The 16,596-nt window shown below is 71.6% G+C and carries 16 protein-coding genes and 2 tRNA genes; 5 read left to right on the top strand and 13 right to left on the bottom strand.

What is annotated here, in order from left to right; translation table 11 throughout:
- Window positions 1–5 precede the first annotated feature (5 nt).
- Window positions 6–1,997: an ATP-dependent zinc metalloprotease FtsH gene (ftsH, locus tag I5071_RS09235; RefSeq protein ID WP_329611139.1), complete on the bottom strand. Its 1,992-nt coding sequence runs from the start codon at window positions 1,995–1,997 to the stop codon at window positions 6–8.
- A gap of 211 nt (window positions 1,998–2,208) precedes the next feature.
- Window positions 2,209–3,942, bottom strand: a complete 1,734-nt coding sequence (locus tag I5071_RS09230; protein ID WP_236605043.1) for a L,D-transpeptidase — start codon at window positions 3,940–3,942, stop codon at window positions 2,209–2,211.
- A 156-nt stretch (window positions 3,943–4,098) separates the two neighbouring features.
- Between I5071_RS09230 and I5071_RS09225 the strand changes: the two genes are divergently transcribed.
- Window positions 4,099–5,367, top strand: coding sequence for a hypothetical protein (locus tag I5071_RS09225; RefSeq protein WP_236605042.1), 1,269 nt, complete (start codon window positions 4,099–4,101; stop codon window positions 5,365–5,367).
- 174 nt (window positions 5,368–5,541) lie between these two features.
- Here the strand turns inward: I5071_RS09225 and I5071_RS09220 are convergent, their stop codons facing one another.
- Window positions 5,542–5,865, bottom strand: coding sequence for an HU family DNA-binding protein (locus I5071_RS09220; protein ID WP_053234694.1), 324 nt, complete (start codon window positions 5,863–5,865; stop codon window positions 5,542–5,544).
- 316 nt (window positions 5,866–6,181) lie between these two features.
- The gene (ybeY, locus tag I5071_RS09215) at window positions 6,182–6,655 is read right to left on the bottom strand and encodes an rRNA maturation RNase YbeY (RefSeq protein WP_236605041.1); all 474 of its coding nucleotides are present in this window, start codon (window positions 6,653–6,655) and stop codon (window positions 6,182–6,184) included.
- A 65-nt stretch (window positions 6,656–6,720) separates the two neighbouring features.
- Here ybeY and I5071_RS09210 point away from each other — a divergent pair, with 65 nt between their 5' ends.
- Complete coding sequence (locus I5071_RS09210; RefSeq protein WP_236605040.1) at window positions 6,721–8,091, top strand: biotin carboxylase N-terminal domain-containing protein; 1,371 nt, start codon at window positions 6,721–6,723, stop codon at window positions 8,089–8,091.
- Window positions 8,092–8,128: 37 nt separating this feature from the next.
- A complete protein-coding gene (locus I5071_RS09205; RefSeq protein WP_236605039.1) occupies window positions 8,129–8,812 on the top strand; it encodes a hypothetical protein in 684 nt (227 codons plus the stop codon).
- Between the two features lie 159 nt (window positions 8,813–8,971).
- Here I5071_RS09205 and eno read toward each other — a convergent pair whose 3' ends face one another.
- Complete coding sequence (gene eno / locus I5071_RS09200) at window positions 8,972–10,252, bottom strand: phosphopyruvate hydratase (RefSeq protein ID WP_236605038.1); 1,281 nt, start codon at window positions 10,250–10,252, stop codon at window positions 8,972–8,974.
- Between the two features lie 146 nt (window positions 10,253–10,398).
- Between eno and I5071_RS09195 the strand changes: the two genes are divergently transcribed.
- Window positions 10,399–10,472 (top strand) — tRNA-Arg (locus tag I5071_RS09195).
- A 40-nt stretch (window positions 10,473–10,512) separates the two neighbouring features.
- Here the strand turns inward: I5071_RS09195 and I5071_RS09190 are convergent.
- Genes I5071_RS09190 through I5071_RS09180 form a run of 3 tightly spaced genes read right to left on the bottom strand, consistent with a single transcriptional unit; the run spans window position 10,513 to window position 12,153 of the window.
- A complete protein-coding gene (locus I5071_RS09190) occupies window positions 10,513–11,034 on the bottom strand; it encodes a hypothetical protein (protein WP_236605037.1) in 522 nt (173 codons plus the stop codon).
- On the bottom strand, window positions 11,027–11,548 hold the full coding sequence (locus I5071_RS09185) for an RNA polymerase sigma factor (protein ID WP_236605036.1): 522 nt from the start codon (window positions 11,546–11,548) through the stop codon (window positions 11,027–11,029). The genes I5071_RS09190 and I5071_RS09185 overlap by 8 nt, the downstream gene beginning before the upstream one ends.
- Entirely contained in the window at window positions 11,545–12,153 is a 609-nt protein-coding gene (locus I5071_RS09180) for a hypothetical protein (protein WP_236605035.1), read from the bottom strand. The genes I5071_RS09185 and I5071_RS09180 overlap by 4 nt, the downstream gene beginning before the upstream one ends.
- Window positions 12,154–12,568: 415 nt before the next feature.
- Between I5071_RS09180 and I5071_RS09175 the strand changes: the two genes are divergently transcribed.
- Window positions 12,569–13,627, top strand: a complete 1,059-nt coding sequence (locus I5071_RS09175; protein WP_236605034.1) for an extensin family protein — start codon at window positions 12,569–12,571, stop codon at window positions 13,625–13,627.
- Here the strand turns inward: I5071_RS09175 and I5071_RS09170 are convergent.
- The 5 genes from I5071_RS09170 to I5071_RS09150 form a co-directional block, all read right to left on the bottom strand.
- Window positions 13,624–14,151 (bottom strand): adenine phosphoribosyltransferase, encoded by a 528-nt coding sequence (locus tag I5071_RS09170; RefSeq protein ID WP_236605033.1) that lies wholly within the window; start codon window positions 14,149–14,151, stop codon window positions 13,624–13,626. The two genes, I5071_RS09175 and I5071_RS09170, sit on opposite strands and share 4 nt — an antisense overlap.
- The gene (gene surE, locus I5071_RS09165; protein WP_236605032.1) at window positions 14,151–14,939 is read right to left on the bottom strand and encodes a 5'/3'-nucleotidase SurE; all 789 of its coding nucleotides are present in this window, start codon (window positions 14,937–14,939) and stop codon (window positions 14,151–14,153) included. Before surE ends, I5071_RS09170 begins: the two co-directional genes overlap by 1 nt.
- A gap of 88 nt (window positions 14,940–15,027) precedes the next feature.
- Window positions 15,028–15,834 (bottom strand): hypothetical protein, encoded by an 807-nt coding sequence (locus I5071_RS09160; protein WP_236605031.1) that lies wholly within the window; start codon window positions 15,832–15,834, stop codon window positions 15,028–15,030.
- Between the two features lie 145 nt (window positions 15,835–15,979).
- Window positions 15,980–16,054: transfer RNA gene (locus I5071_RS09155), tRNA-Pro, on the bottom strand.
- 53 nt (window positions 16,055–16,107) lie between these two features.
- Window positions 16,108–16,593: a MerR family transcriptional regulator gene (locus I5071_RS09150; RefSeq protein WP_236605030.1), complete on the bottom strand. Its 486-nt coding sequence runs from the start codon at window positions 16,591–16,593 to the stop codon at window positions 16,108–16,110.
- Between the last annotated feature and the right edge of the window lie 3 nt (window positions 16,594–16,596).

Here is a 16,596-nt window from a genome sequence, read left to right as displayed (position 1 = left end):
TTCCGTCACCGCCGTCCGTCGCCGTTCGACGCGACCGGCTTCATGTGCCCGGGATCGCCGAGCACCTCGGGCACGCTCGGCGGCGGCGGTCGCGATCCGGTGCGCAGGCGCGGCGCGGCGATGCGCTCGAGCTCGTCGCGATCGATCGTCTCGGTCTCGAGCAAGCGCGCGGCGATCGCCTCGAGATCCCGACGGCGCTCTTCGAGGATCGCGAGCGCGCGCTTCTCCTCGTCCTCGATGATGCGCCGCACCTCGGCATCGATCGCGCGGGCGGTCTCCTCGCTGTACGCGCGGCTCGAGTGCAGCCCCGGGATCTCGAGGAAGCGCCCGCTCATCGGCTCGCCGTACGTGACGGGCCCGAGGGCGTCGCTCATGCCGAACCGGCAGACCATGTGCCGCGCGGTCTCGGTCGCGCGCTCGAGATCGTTCTGCGCGCCGGTCGAGAGATCGTCGAACGCGACGAGCTCCGCCGCGCGCCCGCCGAGCATCACGCAGATGCGATCGCGCAGCTCGTTGCGCGTCATCAGGTAGCGCTCCTCCGCGGGCAGCTGCAGCGTCGCGCCGAGCGCACCGATCGAGCGCGGGATGATCGTCACGCGGTGCACCGGATCGGCGTGCTGCACCGAGAGCGCGACCAGCGCGTGCCCGCCCTCGTGGTACGCGACGCGCTCGCGCTCGGGCTCGGTCATCACGCGGCCCTTCTTCTTGAGGCCGAGCTGGATGCGATCGACGGCCTCCTCGAAGTCGCGCGTCTCCACCTCCGCCGCGCCACGACGGCTCGCGGCGAGCGCGGACTCGTTCACCACGTTCGCGAGATCGGCGCCCGCCATCCCGGGCGTGCGCTGCGCGACCACGCGGATGTCGACGTCCTTCGAGACGCGGATCTTGCGCACGTGGACGCGCAGGATCGCCTCACGTCCGCGCACGTCGGGACGATCGACCGCGACCTGCCGGTCGAAACGACCGGCGCGCAGCAGCGCAGGGTCGAGCACCTCGGGGCGATTCGTCGCGGCGAGGATCACCACGCCCTTCCCCGCCTCGAAGCCGTCCATCTCGACGAGCAGCTGGTTGAGCGTCTGCTCGCGCTCCTCGTGCACCGCGAGCCCCGAGCCCGCGCCCGAGCGCGATCGACCGATCGCGTCGAGCTCGTCGATGAACACGATGCAGGGCGCGCGCTGCTTCGCCTGCTCGAAGAGATCGCGCACGCGCGCCGCCCCGACGCCGACGAACATCTGCACGAACTCGGAGCCCGAGATCGAGAAGAAGGGCACCTGCGCCTCGCCCGCGACCGCGCGCGCGAGCAGCGTCTTGCCGGTGCCCGGCGGACCGACGAGCAGCACGCCCTTCGGCGAGCGCGCGCCGATCGCGCGATAGCGCTCGGGGTGCTTGAGGTAGCTGACGATCTCGACGAGCTCGGCCTTCGCCTCGTCGACGCCCGCGACGTCCTCGAAGTTCACCGGCTCCTGCGCGTTGCGGTCGTAGATCTTCGCCTGCGCCTTGCCGACCGAGAGCGGCCCCGCGTTCTTCGTCACGCGGCGCATCACGAGCATGTAGATGCCGAAGAGCACCGCGAAGGGCAGCACCCATCCGAAGAGCAGCGGCTGCCACCACGCGTCCTCGCGCATCTCGCCGGAGAACGTCACGCCGTGCTCGCGCATGTTCGCGAGGAGCGGCGCGTCGTCGATGTCGGGGATGCGCGTCGCGTAGACACGCTCGACGTTCTCGCCCGGCGGGCCGCCCGGTGCGGTGCGCGTGGTGCTCGGCGCGTCCGGTGCCGGTGCGTCGACCGGCCCGCGCAGCTTCGCGATGATGCGATCGGCGCGGACCGTCGCCTCCTCGACGCGGTCCTGCTCGACCAGCGAGACGAGCTCGCTGTAGGGCACGCTGCGGGGCGGCGGCGGTCGCGACGCGAAGCTCTGGATCACCCAGAGCAGCAACGTGACCAACACGACGTACGCGACCGTGAGCGCGAGCCGGCGATTCCCTTGCGGATCCACCCGATCTCCTGATGGGCGCGAGGCGCGCCGCCACACGTGGCGCCGAGCCCCGACCGTCCCTCGTTCGTCTCGGCCTGATGTAGACGCTGCGATCACGTCTGCACGCGGCGGACCGGATCGGGTCATCGCGCGTGCGCGCGGGCGGCCGAGGGAACGATGTCGCGGAACGATGCGCACGAGCGAGGTCGTGCGCCGCATCGCCTCGATGACGTCAGCCTTCGGGCGTCTCGCCGTGGATCCAGATCCACGTGCCCGGCTGCGTCTCGGTGGGATACGAGCCGTGCCACGACTCGGGCAGACCGGGCCCCGCCCACTGGAAGATCCAGCGCGCGTCGAGCGGCGCGAGGTTCACGCAACCGTGGCTGCGCGGCCGACCGAACCCGTCGTGCCAGAACGCCGAGTGCAGCGCGTACGCGAGCTGGAAGTACATCACGTAGGGCACGTCTTCGATCGAGTAAGGACCGTCGACCGCGTGGTCTCCGTCCATCGTGTGCGTGACGTGCTTCGACGTGATGCGGAAGAGCCCGGTCGGCGTGCGCATGTCGCGCAGCGGATCTTCGGGATCGCGCACGCGCCCGGTGGACACGAGCGTCGCGTACACCGGCGTGCGCCCCTCGTACGCGACGAGCGACTGGTTGCCGAGATCGACCTCGATCCAGTGATCCTCCGGCCCGACCTCGGGCGGCGGATCGTGCGCCTCGACGATGCGGATCTCGCTCGTCTCGTAGAGCCGCTCGTCGTGGCCCACGAGGTACTCGCGATCACGATGCGTCTCGCGGCCCGTGATGCGGAACGCGTAGTGATAACCGGGCGCGCGCGAGCGACGCGGACGACCATCGCGTCCCCGCGTGTACGAGACGGCCTTGCTCGACATCACGAACCCAACCGGCAGCTCCCACCGCGTCGTCGTCGTGACCTCGGGCGCGGCGCCTTCGGGCGCTGGCTCGGGCGTCGCGACCGCGCCCTGGACCGGCGGATCCAGCCGCACGCCCTGGAACGTCGAGCCCCGCACCTCGACCTGCGAGTGATAGGGCACGAACCCGTTGCTCAGCGTCCGCCAGTAGCGCCGCGCGCCCATGCGCATGTCGCGATCGAGCGAGACGATGAAGCCCTTCACCAGCCTTCGATGCAGCAGCCCACCACGCTCGCCCTGCAGATCGCCGAGGGTGACCATCCGCGCTTCTTCGTCGGGCGGCTCACCGCTCGCCGTCGCCGCGGCCGCCGCGCTCGCCTCGGCGACCTGCGCGACGGGCTCGCGCGCCACCGCGGGCTGCGCCGCGCGATCGGGGATCACCTCACTCGCGCTCGGCGCCGACTCCTCCGAGCCCATCTCGACCGGCGCGGCCGCGACCTCCTCGGTGAAACGAACGCCGCCGTCGGGCAGGTGCTCGAGCTGCATGCCCGGCACGCGATAGCCCTCGTACACCGCGGCCTCGAGATCGCTCGGAAGCCGCCGATACATCGGCGTGTTGTCGCGCCGCGTGCGCGCGAACCGATACGGCAGCGGCTCCTCCCAGTCGGGCTGCGCCGGCCTGCGCTCCGGGAGCCTGCGTCCCTCGAACGCGATCACGTCGCGCCCGTTGCAGACGAAGCCCCCCGTCGTAAGCTCGAACCACCCTTCGCGGCACCCTTCGGTCGACACGGGGTCCGCCGTCGTCGCCTGGAGCACGGCGCCCGCCCGCAGGTAGCCGATGCGCGGCGACTCTCGATCGGGCCGGGCACGAACGTTGACCACGAATCGCTTGGTGAAGATGCGCTTGGGCGGCCCGCTCGGAGGCCTGGCCGCGTCGGGCCTGCCCGAGTCGACGGTGTCGCGTGGTGCCGCGCCCACGGTCGTGCCCGCGTCCGCGCCCTCCTCGCTCGAGCTGCCGCACGCGATCAGGACCGACGCGACGAAGGCACCCGTCGCGAGCGCGACGAGCAGGCTGTGGTTTCGGCGTGACATCGTTCGCGAAAGACAGCTCGCAGCTCCCATGATCGGAGCGCGCTCGTTGGTGCGGCACGACGCCACGCTCGATCGCGGAGCGCGTCGCCACGCCACGGAGCGCACCCTTCTTTCACGTGCTCTGGCCGGGGTCAACCCGGCGTCGTGGGAGGCGCGATGAACGATCCGCTCGCGCGACGCAGCGCGGCCGTCGGATGGATCGCGTCGATCGCGCTGCACGCGGGCCTGCTCGTGCTCGCGACCATCGCGCTCGCGCCGCCCGACACCGGCTTCGAATTCCAGGCACCGATCGAGGTGGAGCTCGGTCTCGTCGAGGCGACCGAGGTCGAGGTCGAGGTCGCGCCGCCCGCGACCGCGCCCGAGCCGGCCTCCGAGCCCGCCACCACGACGAGCGGGAGCACGACCGGCGAAGGCGAGACCGCGGCGCGCGATGCCGGCGTGGTCGCCGACGCGGCCGCGCGCCGTCGTCGTCGCGATGCCGGCGTCGATGGCGCGATGCCGGGCCTCTCCGAGGGCGCGCCGGTCGCGTTCCTCCCCGCCGGCGCGCAGCTCGCGCTGCGCATCGACATGGATCGTGTGCGCGGCTCGCCGGTCGGCGAGGACATCGCGAGCCTCCTGCGCGTGGTGCCCGACTGGCGCGCGCTGCTCGGCGAGTCGGGCGTCGATCCGGTGCGCGACCTCTCGCGCGTGCTGATCGCGACGCCGAACCTCCAGCGCTCGAGCATCGTCGTCGCGGGACGCCTCAGCGAGGGCGCGCCCGATCCCCGCGCGCTCGCCGAGCGATTCGCGCAGGGACGCGGCGTGCCGATCGAGTGGCGCGACGAGGCCGGCGTGCCCTCCACGCGATGGCCGAGCCCCGACGGGATCGAGCGCGACGTCGCGCTGGTGGGCGAGCGACACTTCGTGATCGCGCGCCCCGACGATCTCCCGCGCGTGCTCGCGATCGCCGCCGCACGACGCGCGCGACGCGCCACCGTCGAGCCCGCCGACGCGTTGCTCGCGATGGACGAAGGCGAGGGCCTCTCGATCGAGGTCGAGAACGTCGCGGTCTTCGTGCGTCGCAGCCCCTGCCCGGTCCCGCTGCGCCTGCGCGTCGGCGTGACCGAGCGCGACGACGGAGCCCACCTGCGCGGCGAAGCGCGGTTCGCCACCCACGACGACGCCGAGGGCGCGAGCACGTGCCTCGCCGAGCGCGCACGCGCCGCCGCGTCGAACGTGATCGTCTCGCTCTACGGCCTCGACGGCCCGCTCGATCGCCTCGACTTCCGCGTCGAGGACGACGTGCTGCACATCGAGACGCAGGTGCGGTTCACGGAGATCCGCACCATCGCGGGCCTGGTCCGCGGCCTCTTCGAGCGCCCCGCGGGCGCGCCGCCCCCGACCGCACCGCCGCCCCCCAGCGCACCCCCGCCGAACCCGTTCTGACTCGTCGTCGGAGTGCTCGTCCCGCGGGTCCCGACGGGAGCGCACGAAGCGCGCGGACACCCGAAAAAGCAAGAAGGGGAGCTCGCGCGATCCGCGGCTCCCCTCGCATGCCCGACGACGCTCATCGCCGTCGTCGACGTCACTCGCGTGATGGAGTGACGATGGACTGCTCGATCAGAGGACGAGGTCCTTGAGGCCCTTCACCGGAAGCGCCTTCAGCTTGCGCGAGGCCGGCACGTCACGGACGACCGTCTCACCCGTCGCCGGGTTGCGGAACTTCACGCCCTTGCGCGCCTCGGTCTTGCGGATCTTCAGGCGCACGATGCCCGGGATCTCGAACTGCTCGGGGCCACGCTTGCCGAGCTCGCGCTTCATCAGGCCACGGAGCGACTCGAACACCTCGCCCACCTGCTTGCGCGACAGGCCGGTCTTCTCCGCGATCTCACCGAGGACCTGAGCCTTCGTCATCTTCTTCGCAGCGGTCTCTGCCTTCGCCATGGTCTCTTCCTCCTGTGGAACCGGTTTTCCCGATCGCGGGACGGACCGACCCCTTCCCCGTCGAGGTCGCACCCACATCACCCCAACTCCCCGCAAACATCAGGGGCGCCGTCGTCGACGGCGATCAAGCCGGAGTGATTGTGTGCACCTCGCGAGGGATCGACCTCCCCGCGCTTGCGCGGAACCCCCCTTTTTCCTGGGCTTCCGCGCGTCGGCCCCTTCGATGCCACCGATTTTCGAGGCTGACAAGCGCAATTTGCTGACGAGCCCCCGAAAATCACCGAATTCGTGATCACAAGAGCGAATTCGCCCCCATTCAGGGCGATCCGGAGCGATCGCGAGACCCCTTCCGGCGCGGCTTCGCGGCGGCTCGGAGCAGGTCGGTGCGCGCGGTCATGCGCCTTTCCTCGGTGCGATCGCGGTGATCGAGCCCGAGGAGATGCAGAAGACCGTGCGCGAGCAGCATCGTCACCTCGGCCTCGAGAGGTCGCGCGTGCTCGCGCGCCTGTCGCGCCGCGGTGTCGAGCGAGATCACGACGTCGCCCAGCACGCCGGGCGCGTGCCCGCTCTGCGCGCCTTCCATCATCGCGAACGCGAGCACGTCGGTCGGCTTGTCCTTGTGCCGGTAGTCGCGATTGAGCACGTGGATCGTCGCGTCGTCGCACAAGAGGATCGAGAGCTCGCGATCCGCGAGACGCATCGCCGCGAGCATCCGCTCGGCGCGCGCGCGCACGTCGTTCGCGCGCATCGCGGGACGCGACAGACCTTCGACCGAGATCAGCACCGGCATCGCGGCGCACCGTACTCCTCGCGCGCGCTCGCGCACGCGACGACGCGCTCGTATGCTGCGCGCGCATGTTCGAGAAGATCCTCGTGGCCAACCGAGGCGAGGTCGCAGCGCGCGTCGCGCGGACCTGCCGGCGCATCGGCGCGGACACGGTCACGGTCCACACCGACGGCGAAGAGGACAGCGTCCACGCGCAGGCGTGCGACGAAGCAGTGCGCGTCGGCCCGCCACGCACGAACGGCGCGGTGCCGGTGCGCGACTCGTACGCGAACGTCGCGGCGCTGATCGGCGCGGCGCGCGCGACCGGGTGCTCCGCGCTGCACCCCGGGTACGGCCTGCTCGACGACGATCCGACGCTGGCGCGCGCGTGCGAGGCCGCGGGCATCGCGTTCGTCGGGCCTTCCCCCGAGGAGCTCGTGCTCTATCGCGATCGCTTCTCGATCCGTCACGCCGCGTTCGACGCGGGGCTGCGCATCCTGCCCGGCAGCGAGCGCCCGATCCGCGAGCCGAGCGAGCTGCGCGAGGACGTCGAGGCGATCGGCTATCCGCTCGTGATCAAGCCCGCGTTCGGCCTCGGCGAGCCCACCGTGCTGCCGACGCTCGAGTCGGCCGACGACCTCGAGCGCGCGATCGGCGGCATCGAGTGGGAGGGCGCGGCCTGCTACGTCGAGCGCCACGTCGATCGACCGCGCCACGTCGAGGTGCAGCTCGTCGGCGACGGCCAGGGCAACTGCGTCGTGATCGGCGATCGCGAGGTCAGCGTGCGCAAGGATCACCGGCGCGTGCTCGCCGAGTCGCCCGCGCCCGCGATCGACGCCCTGCGCCAGGGCGCGGCGGTGCGCAGCGCGATCGGCGCGGCCGCGATCGATCTCGCGCTCTATCTCCGGTTCCGCGGCGTGGGCAGCGCGCACTTCCTCATCGACGCGCGCGGCAGCTTCTACTTCCTCGGCTTCCACCCGCTGCTCCAGCCCGAGCACGCAGTGATCGAGGCGTGCGCGAACATCGATCTCGTCGAGGTGCAGGTCCGCCTCGCGAGCGGCGAGCCGATGCCGCCCGAGGTGCCGCGCGTCGCGCCGACCGGGCACGCGGTGCAGGCGCGCATCGAGGCCGCGACCGATCCCCGTGATGGTCGTCCCTTCCCCGGCCGCGCCGACGACGTGCGCTGGCCGCCCGCGCCGGCAGGCAAGGTGCGCATCGAGACCGGCATCCAGCCGCGCTCGCGCGTGCAGCACGATCACGACCCGGTCGTGGCGACGGTCACGACCTACGCGCCGACGCGCCACGAGGCGGTGCTGGTGCTCGATCGCGTCATCGCGGAGACGCGCATCGCGCCGCTGGTGACGAACCTCAGGCTGCTGCGTCGCGCGCTCAACCACGAGAGCTTCCGCGCGTGTCAGTACGACGAGGGATTCCTCGATCGCGTGTCGGCGAATCCTTGAGCGAACCCCGACCCGGCGTGATACCGTGAACGGACAGATGAAGCCCGAGCGTCCCGAGCTCCGGATCATCCGCGAGTCGCTCGAAGCCCTGGTCGCGCCATCGATGGTCTCCAGCGCGATCTTCGAAGCGCTCGAGGCGGTCGGCGGAGACCTCGCCCAAGGCGGGGCCGCGGCGAGCGAGTTCGTGCAAGGCCCGCTGCGCGGCGCGCTCGCGCGCCGCATGGGCGCGGACGCGCATCCGGTGATCGACGACGTGCTCGCGATGATCGGCGCGGTCACTCCGAGCGGACCGGGCGCGGTGCCCCGCGGCGCCGACGTGACGCGCGAGGTCTTCGTCGACTCGCGCCCGGTGATCGTGATCGTCGTGTCCGCGGGCCACGCGTTCGCGTCGAAGCTGCAGGCCGCGCTCGGCGCGGCGCGCGTCATCCCGGTCCCGGCACCCAGCATCGAGCGCATGGACGAGCAGCTCCGCGTCGCCGCGCCGCAGATGGTGCTCGTCGACAGCGCGGACTTCGCGCCGATCGAGCCCGAGCGATTGGCGCTCTTCCTCGAGAAGCTGCCGGCGACGACCGTGCGCGCGATCTGGGGCGCCGATCTGCCGTACGGCGGCGCGGTGCTGAGGGCGATGATCGCGCGATCGATCCCCGCGACCCCGCTCGACCGGCGCGAGGGGATCGACCCGGTGCTCGATCTGATCCGCTCGCGTCAGTCGGTGCGCTGATTTCCCAAGGGGGCTCCGCCCCCTTTCGAGCCCCGGCCGCCGCCTTCGGCGGCGCTGCGCGGGGGCCCCTACGCCCCCTTGCTCGTGCTCGCGGCCGGCTTCGGATCACGCGCGCGCTCGCGGAGCGACGGGGGGCGCGCAGCCCCCCGCCTCACGAGCTCACTTCGCGCGCAGCGTGCTCCGCCCCGCGAACTTCGCGCCGCTGCCGAGCATCTCCTCGATGCGCAGGAGCTGGTTGTACTTCGCGATGCGGTCCGAGCGCGACGCCGAGCCCGTCTTGATCTGCCCCGCGCCCGTCGCGACCGCGAGGTCGGCGATGAACGTGTCCTCGGTCTCGCCCGAGCGGTGCGACACGATCGACGAGTAGCCGTGCTGCGCGCCGAGGCGCATCGCGTCGAGCGTCTCGGTCACGGTGCCGATCTGGTTCACCTTGATCAGGATCGCGTTCGCAATGCCCTGATCGATGCCGCGCTGCAGGCGCGTCACGTTGGTCACGAAGAGATCGTCGCCGACGAGCTGCACGCTCTTGCCGAGCTTGTCGGTGAGCAGCTTCCAGGTGTCCCAGTCGTCTTCGGCGCAGCCGTCCTCGATCGACACGATCGGGTACTTGCTCGCGAGCTGCGCGTACGTGTCGACGAGCTGCTTGCCGTCGATCTCCTTCTTGTCGAAGGTGTACGTGCGCTTCTTGCCGTCGAAGAACTCGCTCGCCGCGCAGTCGAGCGCGAGCGAGATGTCCTTGCCCGCCGTGTAGCCCGCCTTCGCGATCGCCTCGAGGATCACGGCCAGCGCGCCCTCGTTGTTCGGCAGGCGCGGCGCGAAGCCGCCCTCGTCGCCGACGCTCGTCGCGAGGCCCTGCTTCTTCAGGATCGACTTGAGGTGGTGGAACACCTCGGCGCCCGAGCGCAGCGCGTCACGGAACGTCGTCGCGCCGTGCGGGACGATCATGAACTCCTGGATCTCGAGCCCGTTGTCCGCGTGCGCGCCGCCGTTGATGATGTTCATCAGCGGCACCGGGAGCACGCACGCCTGCGCGCCACCGAGGTAGCGGAAGAGCGGCAGGCCGAGCGCATCGCTCGCCGCGCGCGCGACCGCCATCGACACGCCGAGGATCGCGTTCGCGCCGAGCTTTCCCTTGTTGGGGGTCCCGTCGAGATCGAGCATGCGCTGATCGATGCCGTGCTGATCGAGCGCGTCGCGGCCGAGCACCTCGGGCGCGATCCGCTCCATCACGTTCTCGACGGCCTTGCGCACGCCCTTGCCGAGGTAGCGCGACGCATCTCCGTCGCGCAGCTCGATCGCCTCGTGCTCGCCGGTCGACGCGCCCGAGGGGACCGCGGCGCGGCCGACCACGCCCTCTTCGATCTCCACCTCGACCTCGAGCGTCGGGTTGCCGCGCGAATCGAGGATCTCGCGAGCGACGATGCCGGTGATCTCGAGCATGATCCGGTTCTCCTCTTCAGCAGAAAGGCGCGCTTCCCCCGCGCCGCCCGCGACGTAGCCGCGCGCGAGAGCGCAGTCAATGACTGAGTCACGTGGACGACGGTCGGCAGAGCCAGCGGATCGTGCTATCTCCGCGTCTCTCTCCTGCTCCCGTAGCTCAGCTGGATAGAGCAATCGCTTCCTAAGCGAGAGGTCATAGGTTCGAATCCTATCGGGAGCGTTCGAGCGACCTTCGTGCGCAGCTGGTGACGCGAGCGCGCTCACACACGCACGCGCCGCAGCGCGACGACGCCCGACCACGCGACCGCCGTCGCGAGCGATGCCGCGAGCGCCATCCCGACGCCGAGCCCGACGCACCCCGCGAGGGCCGTCGATGCCGCCGTGAGCGCGGTCACCGCGCGCGTCGTGAAGGTGCGCGGCTCGTGCGGGCGCGAGAGCCCGAGCGCGATCGCCGAGACCACGCCGACCACGATGCACACCGCGCCGCACGACCAGTCGCCGGGCATGCACGCGCGCGTGAGCACACCCGCGAGCGCGACCGGCATCCCGACGACGAGCCCTTCGGTCGCGCCCTCCCCGAGCGCGCGGCGCCACGCGCGCAGCACCACGACGCCGAGCACCACGAGCGCCGCGATCCCGCTCGAGAGCGCGCGCTCGGGCGCGACGATCGCGAGCACCACGACGAACGCCGCCGCGGCGGGGAGCACACGCAGCGCGCCGCGCACGAAGCCGAGCTCGGCCGCACGGCGTGCTCGCCGCGCGAGATCGGATCGCTCACTCATGGCTCGCCCTCCACATCCGCCGCAGGCGATCGAACGCGCGCCACCGGCGCTTGCGCGCGCCCTCGCCGACCGCCTGCTCGCCCTCGAGCTCGGCGTGGATCGCCGCGCGATCGCGATCCGACATCGCGCCGAGGAACGCCTCGAGGTGCGCGAGCATCTCGCGCGCACCGGTGAGATCCTCGGGCGAGCGCATCGAGGCCTCGAGCCCGTCGAGCTCGGCCGCGGTCTCGCGACGTCGCATCGCGCGCCGTCGCGACGTCATCACCTCGAAGCTCGCGATCGTGAGGGCCCACGCCGCCGCGTCGCGCGTGACGTCGAAGTCGGCGATGCGCGCGAACACCTTCACGATCGCCTCCTGGGCCACGTCCTCGGCGTCGGCCGCGGGCAACGAGCGCGCGACGTAGGCGCGCACGACCGGCCACAGCGCGGCGAAGAGCGGATCGAATGCCGCCCGATCGCCGTCCGCGAAGCGCACGGTCAGCGCGTGGATCGTCGCTCGCTCTTCGCGTGTCACCCGGCGCTCGCCCTCCGGAGCGCGCGCACGGCCGCGTCACGATCACCCGACGGCAGCGACTCGAACACGTCGAGCGCGGGCGCGGAGCCACGCAGGATCCAGTGCACCTCGCCGTCGATCGCAGCGACGTGCATGTCGAGGAACGCACAGCACTCGCGCTCGCGTGCCGCGAGCGCCGCGACGCGCTCGTGGCCACCACGGAAGCGCCACACGAGCTCCCCCGCGCTGCGACGCTCGACCCGCACCAGCTCGTCGTCGAAGAGCGCGCGCAGCTCGTCCATCCGCGCCTCGAGCGCACCGTCCGAGAGCGTGCAGCCACACGAGCGGTCGACCGGACACGAGGTCGCGCACGATGCGTCCTCGCGACCGCGAGCGCGCGCAGCGATCACCACGCCCACGGCGAGCAGACCGACCCACGCGACGTGCGGCTCGATGATCGCGAGCACGCCGGCAGCGGCGGAACCGGCGAACAGGAGCGGCAACGCGCAGCACGCGGCGCACGCGAGCCCTGCCGCAAGCGTGACGGCAGCGGTCGGCGCGAAGATGCGCAGCAGGTCGTGGGCGCGAGCGGCGAAGCGGGCGCGGAGCGTCGTGGGCTCGGTCATCGTCGTCCTCCGAGCTTCGTAGGCCGCGCGAGGCGTGGACGGGACACGCGGCCGCTCGAATTCGACAAATGGGGTCGCTGACACCCAACGATCGATTTTAGAATCGACTTCGGGGTCGCTGACACCCAACGATCGATTTCAAAATCGACCTCCGGGGTCGCTGACACCCGACGATCGATTTCGAGATCGATCGGTGGCGTCGCTGGCACCCGACGATCGATTTCGAGATCGACCGGTGGCGTCGCGGACACCCGACGATCGATTTCAGAATCGACCGGTGGCGTCGCCGACGGGCGAGGACCGGCTCGAGATCGCCGCGGGCCGTCGCGGACACCCGACGATCGATGTCTGGACCGCGTGGTACGCTCGAGCCTCGATTTCGTGGGCGAGTGGGGCGTGCCGAGAGGTCCGGGCCATGCGCGGGATGGTGGGGGTCGCGGCGCTCTGTGCGCTGCTGAGTGGGTGCGGCGGTGAGGTCTCGGGTGACGAGCCGTCGCGCGACGGCGGCATCGCCGACGCATCGATCCCGCTCGACGCGGACCCAGCGATCGACGCCGCGCCGGTCACGCCGCTCGTGGCGTTCGAGTCGCCGGCGGACGGCGCGCGCATCGTGCGCGACACGATCGAGGACGAGTCGTGGGTCGCGCGCGTCGAGCTCGTGGTGCGCGCCGAGGGCGTCGATCACGTAGTGCTGATCGCCGACGGGAGCACCGAGCTCGCGACCCTGCGCCCACCGATGCTCAGCGCGTTCGCGTCGTTCGCCGCCGACGGCGCGCGGCTGCTCACCGCGAGCGGTCGTGATGCGAGCGGTGCGGAGCTGGTGCGCGACGAGATCACGATCGAGATCGCCGCGCCCGCCGACGAGAGCTGCCACGCGATGCTCGATGCGCTCGGGCTCGAGTGGGAGCCCATCGCGTCACTGCGCGGCGTCGCCGATCCGGTGCGCGTGCAGCCGGAGATCGCGGGCGTCCGTTATCGATCCGCGTCGCAGTCGATGCCGACCGCGATGTCGATGGACTGCGAGCTCGCGCCGCGCCTCGTGCGCTTGTCGGAGCTGATCTCGACCTACGGGATCGACGAGGTGATCCACCTCGGCATCTACAACTATCGCTGCATCGGCGGCGGCGATCCCGACAGCGGCACGTGCACGCCGAGCCAGCACGCGTACGCGCGCGCGATCGATCTCCACGCGTTCGGCCTCGCCGACTCCGACGCGACGTACAGCACCGAGGACGACTTCGTGATCACGCGCCGCGCCGACACCTGTCCGATGGTGTCGTCGTCCGAGCCCGACCGCGTGCTCAAGGAGATCGCGTGCGCGCTGTGGTCGGAGCGCATCTTCCAGATCGTGCTGACGCCCAACTACAACGACGCGCACCGCAACCACTACCACGTCGATCTCACCGCGGGCTCGATGTACCTCGGCAGCGGCGTCGAGGGCGTGGATCCGATCGTCGGCGGGCTCGGCGACTAGTAGCGCAAGAGCGCGATCGTCGGGATCGGCGCGAGCTTCGCGCCGCCGTCGAGGAACGTGAGCTCGATCAGGAACGCCGCGCCCACGAGCTCGCCGCCGAGGCGCTTCACGAGCTTGCACGTCGCGCGCGCGGTGCCGCCGGTCGCGATCACGTCGTCGACGACGAGCACGCGCGTGCCGTGCGAGAGCGCGTCGGTGTGCATCTCGACCGCGTCGGTGCCGTACTCGAGATCGTACTCCTCGCGCGTCGTCGCGTGCGGGAGCTTGCCCGGCTTGCGCACCGGGACGAAGCCGATGCCGAGCGCGGTCGCGAGCGGCGCGCCGAAGAGGAAGCCGCGCGACTCGATGCCGACGATCACCTCGGGCGCGAGTGGGCGCGCCTGCTCCGCGAGCAGATCGATCGCGGTGCGGAACGCGATGCCGTCCGAGAGCAGCGGCGTGATGTCGCGGAAGAGGATCCCGGGCTTCGGGAAGTCGGCGACGTCGCGGATGCGCGAGCGGATCAGGTCGACGCGGGGATCCATCAGCGTTCCTCCGTGGGCGGGAGCTCGCCCTCGCCCGCGATGAACGCGGCGAGGCCGAAGTGATCGGGGAGCGTCGCATCGAGGCGCAGCGGCGTCACCGAGACGAAGCCGGCGTCGACGGCCTCGGTGTCCGAGCCCGCGACCTCTTCGTGGCGCGCGTTGGGGCCGCCGATCCAGAAGTACTCGTGGCCGCGCGGATCGTGGCGCATGACGACGACGTCGTCGTAGAGGCGCCGGCCGAGGCACGTCGCGCGCACGCCCGCGTGCTCGTTGCGCCCCGCCGGGAAGTTCACGTTGAGCAGCGGCGTCGGGCCCTTGGGATCGCGCGGCGAGGCGAGGAAGCGACGCGCCAGCTCGGCCGCCGCCTTCGCCGACGTCTCCATCGAGCCGCCCTGCCCTTGCGAGAACGCGATCGCGGGCACACCGCGCAGCGCACCCTCGCGCGCCGCGGCGACGGTGCCCGAGTAGAACGTGTCGGTGCCGAGGTTGTAGCCGTGGTTGATCCCGCTCACGACGAGGTCGGGCCAGCGCGGCAGGAATCGCTGCTCGAAGAGCGCGACGTAGATGCAGTCCGCGGGCGTGCCGTCGATCGCGTGCAGGCCGTCGACTTCGCGATGACGCAGCGGGCGCGCGAGGGTGAGCGAGTGGCTGTTCGCGCTCTGCTCGAAGAGCGGCGCGACGGTGATGACGTCGGCGATCTCGAGCAGCGCCTGGCGCAGGAGGCGCAGGCCGGGGGCGTACACGCCGTCGTCGTTCGACTGCAGGATCAGCGGGCGCACGGAGCTCATCTCGGGGGCGAGTCTGCGTCAGCCCGCGCCGCGATGCCGCCGAAAAAGCGAGGCGGCGCGCGGCCACCAGCGCCGCGCGCCGCGCTCGTCACCAGCCGCCGCTGTCGACGCGATCCGAGCCCATCCAGCCGACGATCTCGACCGGCTCGCCTTCCCCGCGCGCCGCGAGCTCGCCGTGGAAGTGGCCGCGGATCGCGGTCGCGCTCACCTCGAGCTCCACGGTGAAGTCGTCGTCGTTCGTCGCGGCCCCGAGCATGCCGAGCCCGTCGAGGCCCATCACCTCGAGACACACGAACGTCGCCTCGCCGTCAGCCGGGCCGTAGGTGCCCGAGGCAATGTCGCTCGGCATGCAGAAGTGCGTGTCCGAGTCGCGATCGAGGACGATCCACTCGGCGCCGCCGTTGACGAAGTAGCGCGTGTCGAGCCGGCGCGGCGTGGTCTCGCCGGGGACGACGAGCACGGTCGTGTTCTCGAGCGTCTCCATCTCGATCGGGTACGCGCGCTCGTCGTCGCCCGCGGTGACGATCACACGCGCGTCGTCGTCGAGGAACGACGTGGGATCGAGCGCACCTCCCTCTGCGTCCTCGAGGGATGCCGACGCGCCGGTCGAGAGCGTGAGCGCGTCGAGCAGCGCGGCGCCGCGGGTGCCGTAAGGGAGCGCGGTGATCGCGTCGGTCTCGAGCGTGCCGAGGGTGGTCGCGACGATCGCGGGCTGCGACGCGGGTGCGTCGGGCGCGGCATCGCGAGGAACGCCGGAGTCGGTGCCGGGTGTCGCCGCGTCGCTGCCGGCATCGGCGCGCGGTGTCGAGGCGTCCTCGTCGGTGGTGGTCGCGGAAGATCCGTCGCAGCCCGCGAGCGCGAGCAGCGATACGAGCAACAAACAAGGTCGAAGCAAGTCCAAGCTCCTTCGAGCCGCGATGCGCGCGGCCCCACCTCGGACTTGGACGTCCCCCTCGAGGATCCGTCACCAGCGAGTCGGGGGGACGGAAAGACGAAGGCCGCAGAGCATCTGCTCCGCGGCCTCTGACTCCGACTTCGACTCGGGGCGGCGGGATTCGAACCCACGACCCCCAGACCCCCAGTCTGGTGCGCTAACCAGGCTGCGCCACGCCCCGCCGGTGAGTCGGAGGGCGGAGGTTAGCCGCAAACGGAAAACCCGCAAGCACGATCAGCGCTCGCTGCGCGCGCTCGTCTCGATCCGCACCACGACCTCGCTCGCCTGCACCTCGCTCGTGCTCGGCTTCGCACGCTCGCGCACCGCGCTCTCCTCGCGCGACGACGCGTCGATCCGCGCGAGCAGCGACGTGAGGTCCGCGCGCACCGCGAGCAGCTCGGCGCGCAGCTCGAGCGCGCGCGTGCTCGCCTCCGCCGCCTGGCGCCCGATCGCGACCGCCTCCAGGTGCCCGAGCTCCCGTAGCTTCTTGCGCGCGCCCGCGACCGTGAAGCCGTCCTCGTGCAGCAGCTTCTTGATGACGAGCGCGAGCTCGACGTCGCGGCGCCGGTACTGGCGGTGCGCGCCGCGTGTCTTCATCGGCTTGAGGATGCCGAACTCCTCTTCCCAGTAGCGCAGCACGTGGGGCCGCACGCCGACGAGCTCCGAGACCTCGCCGATGCGGAAGAAGAGCTTGTCCGGCAGCAGTGTGGGTCGCGCCATCGC

This window comes from Sandaracinus amylolyticus (assembly GCF_021631985.1).
Taxonomy (GTDB): domain Bacteria; phylum Myxococcota_A; class Polyangia; order Polyangiales; family Sandaracinaceae; genus Sandaracinus; species Sandaracinus amylolyticus_A.
The sequence above is the reverse complement of the archived record's forward strand: the minus strand, read 5'-3'. Positions and strand labels throughout refer to the sequence as shown.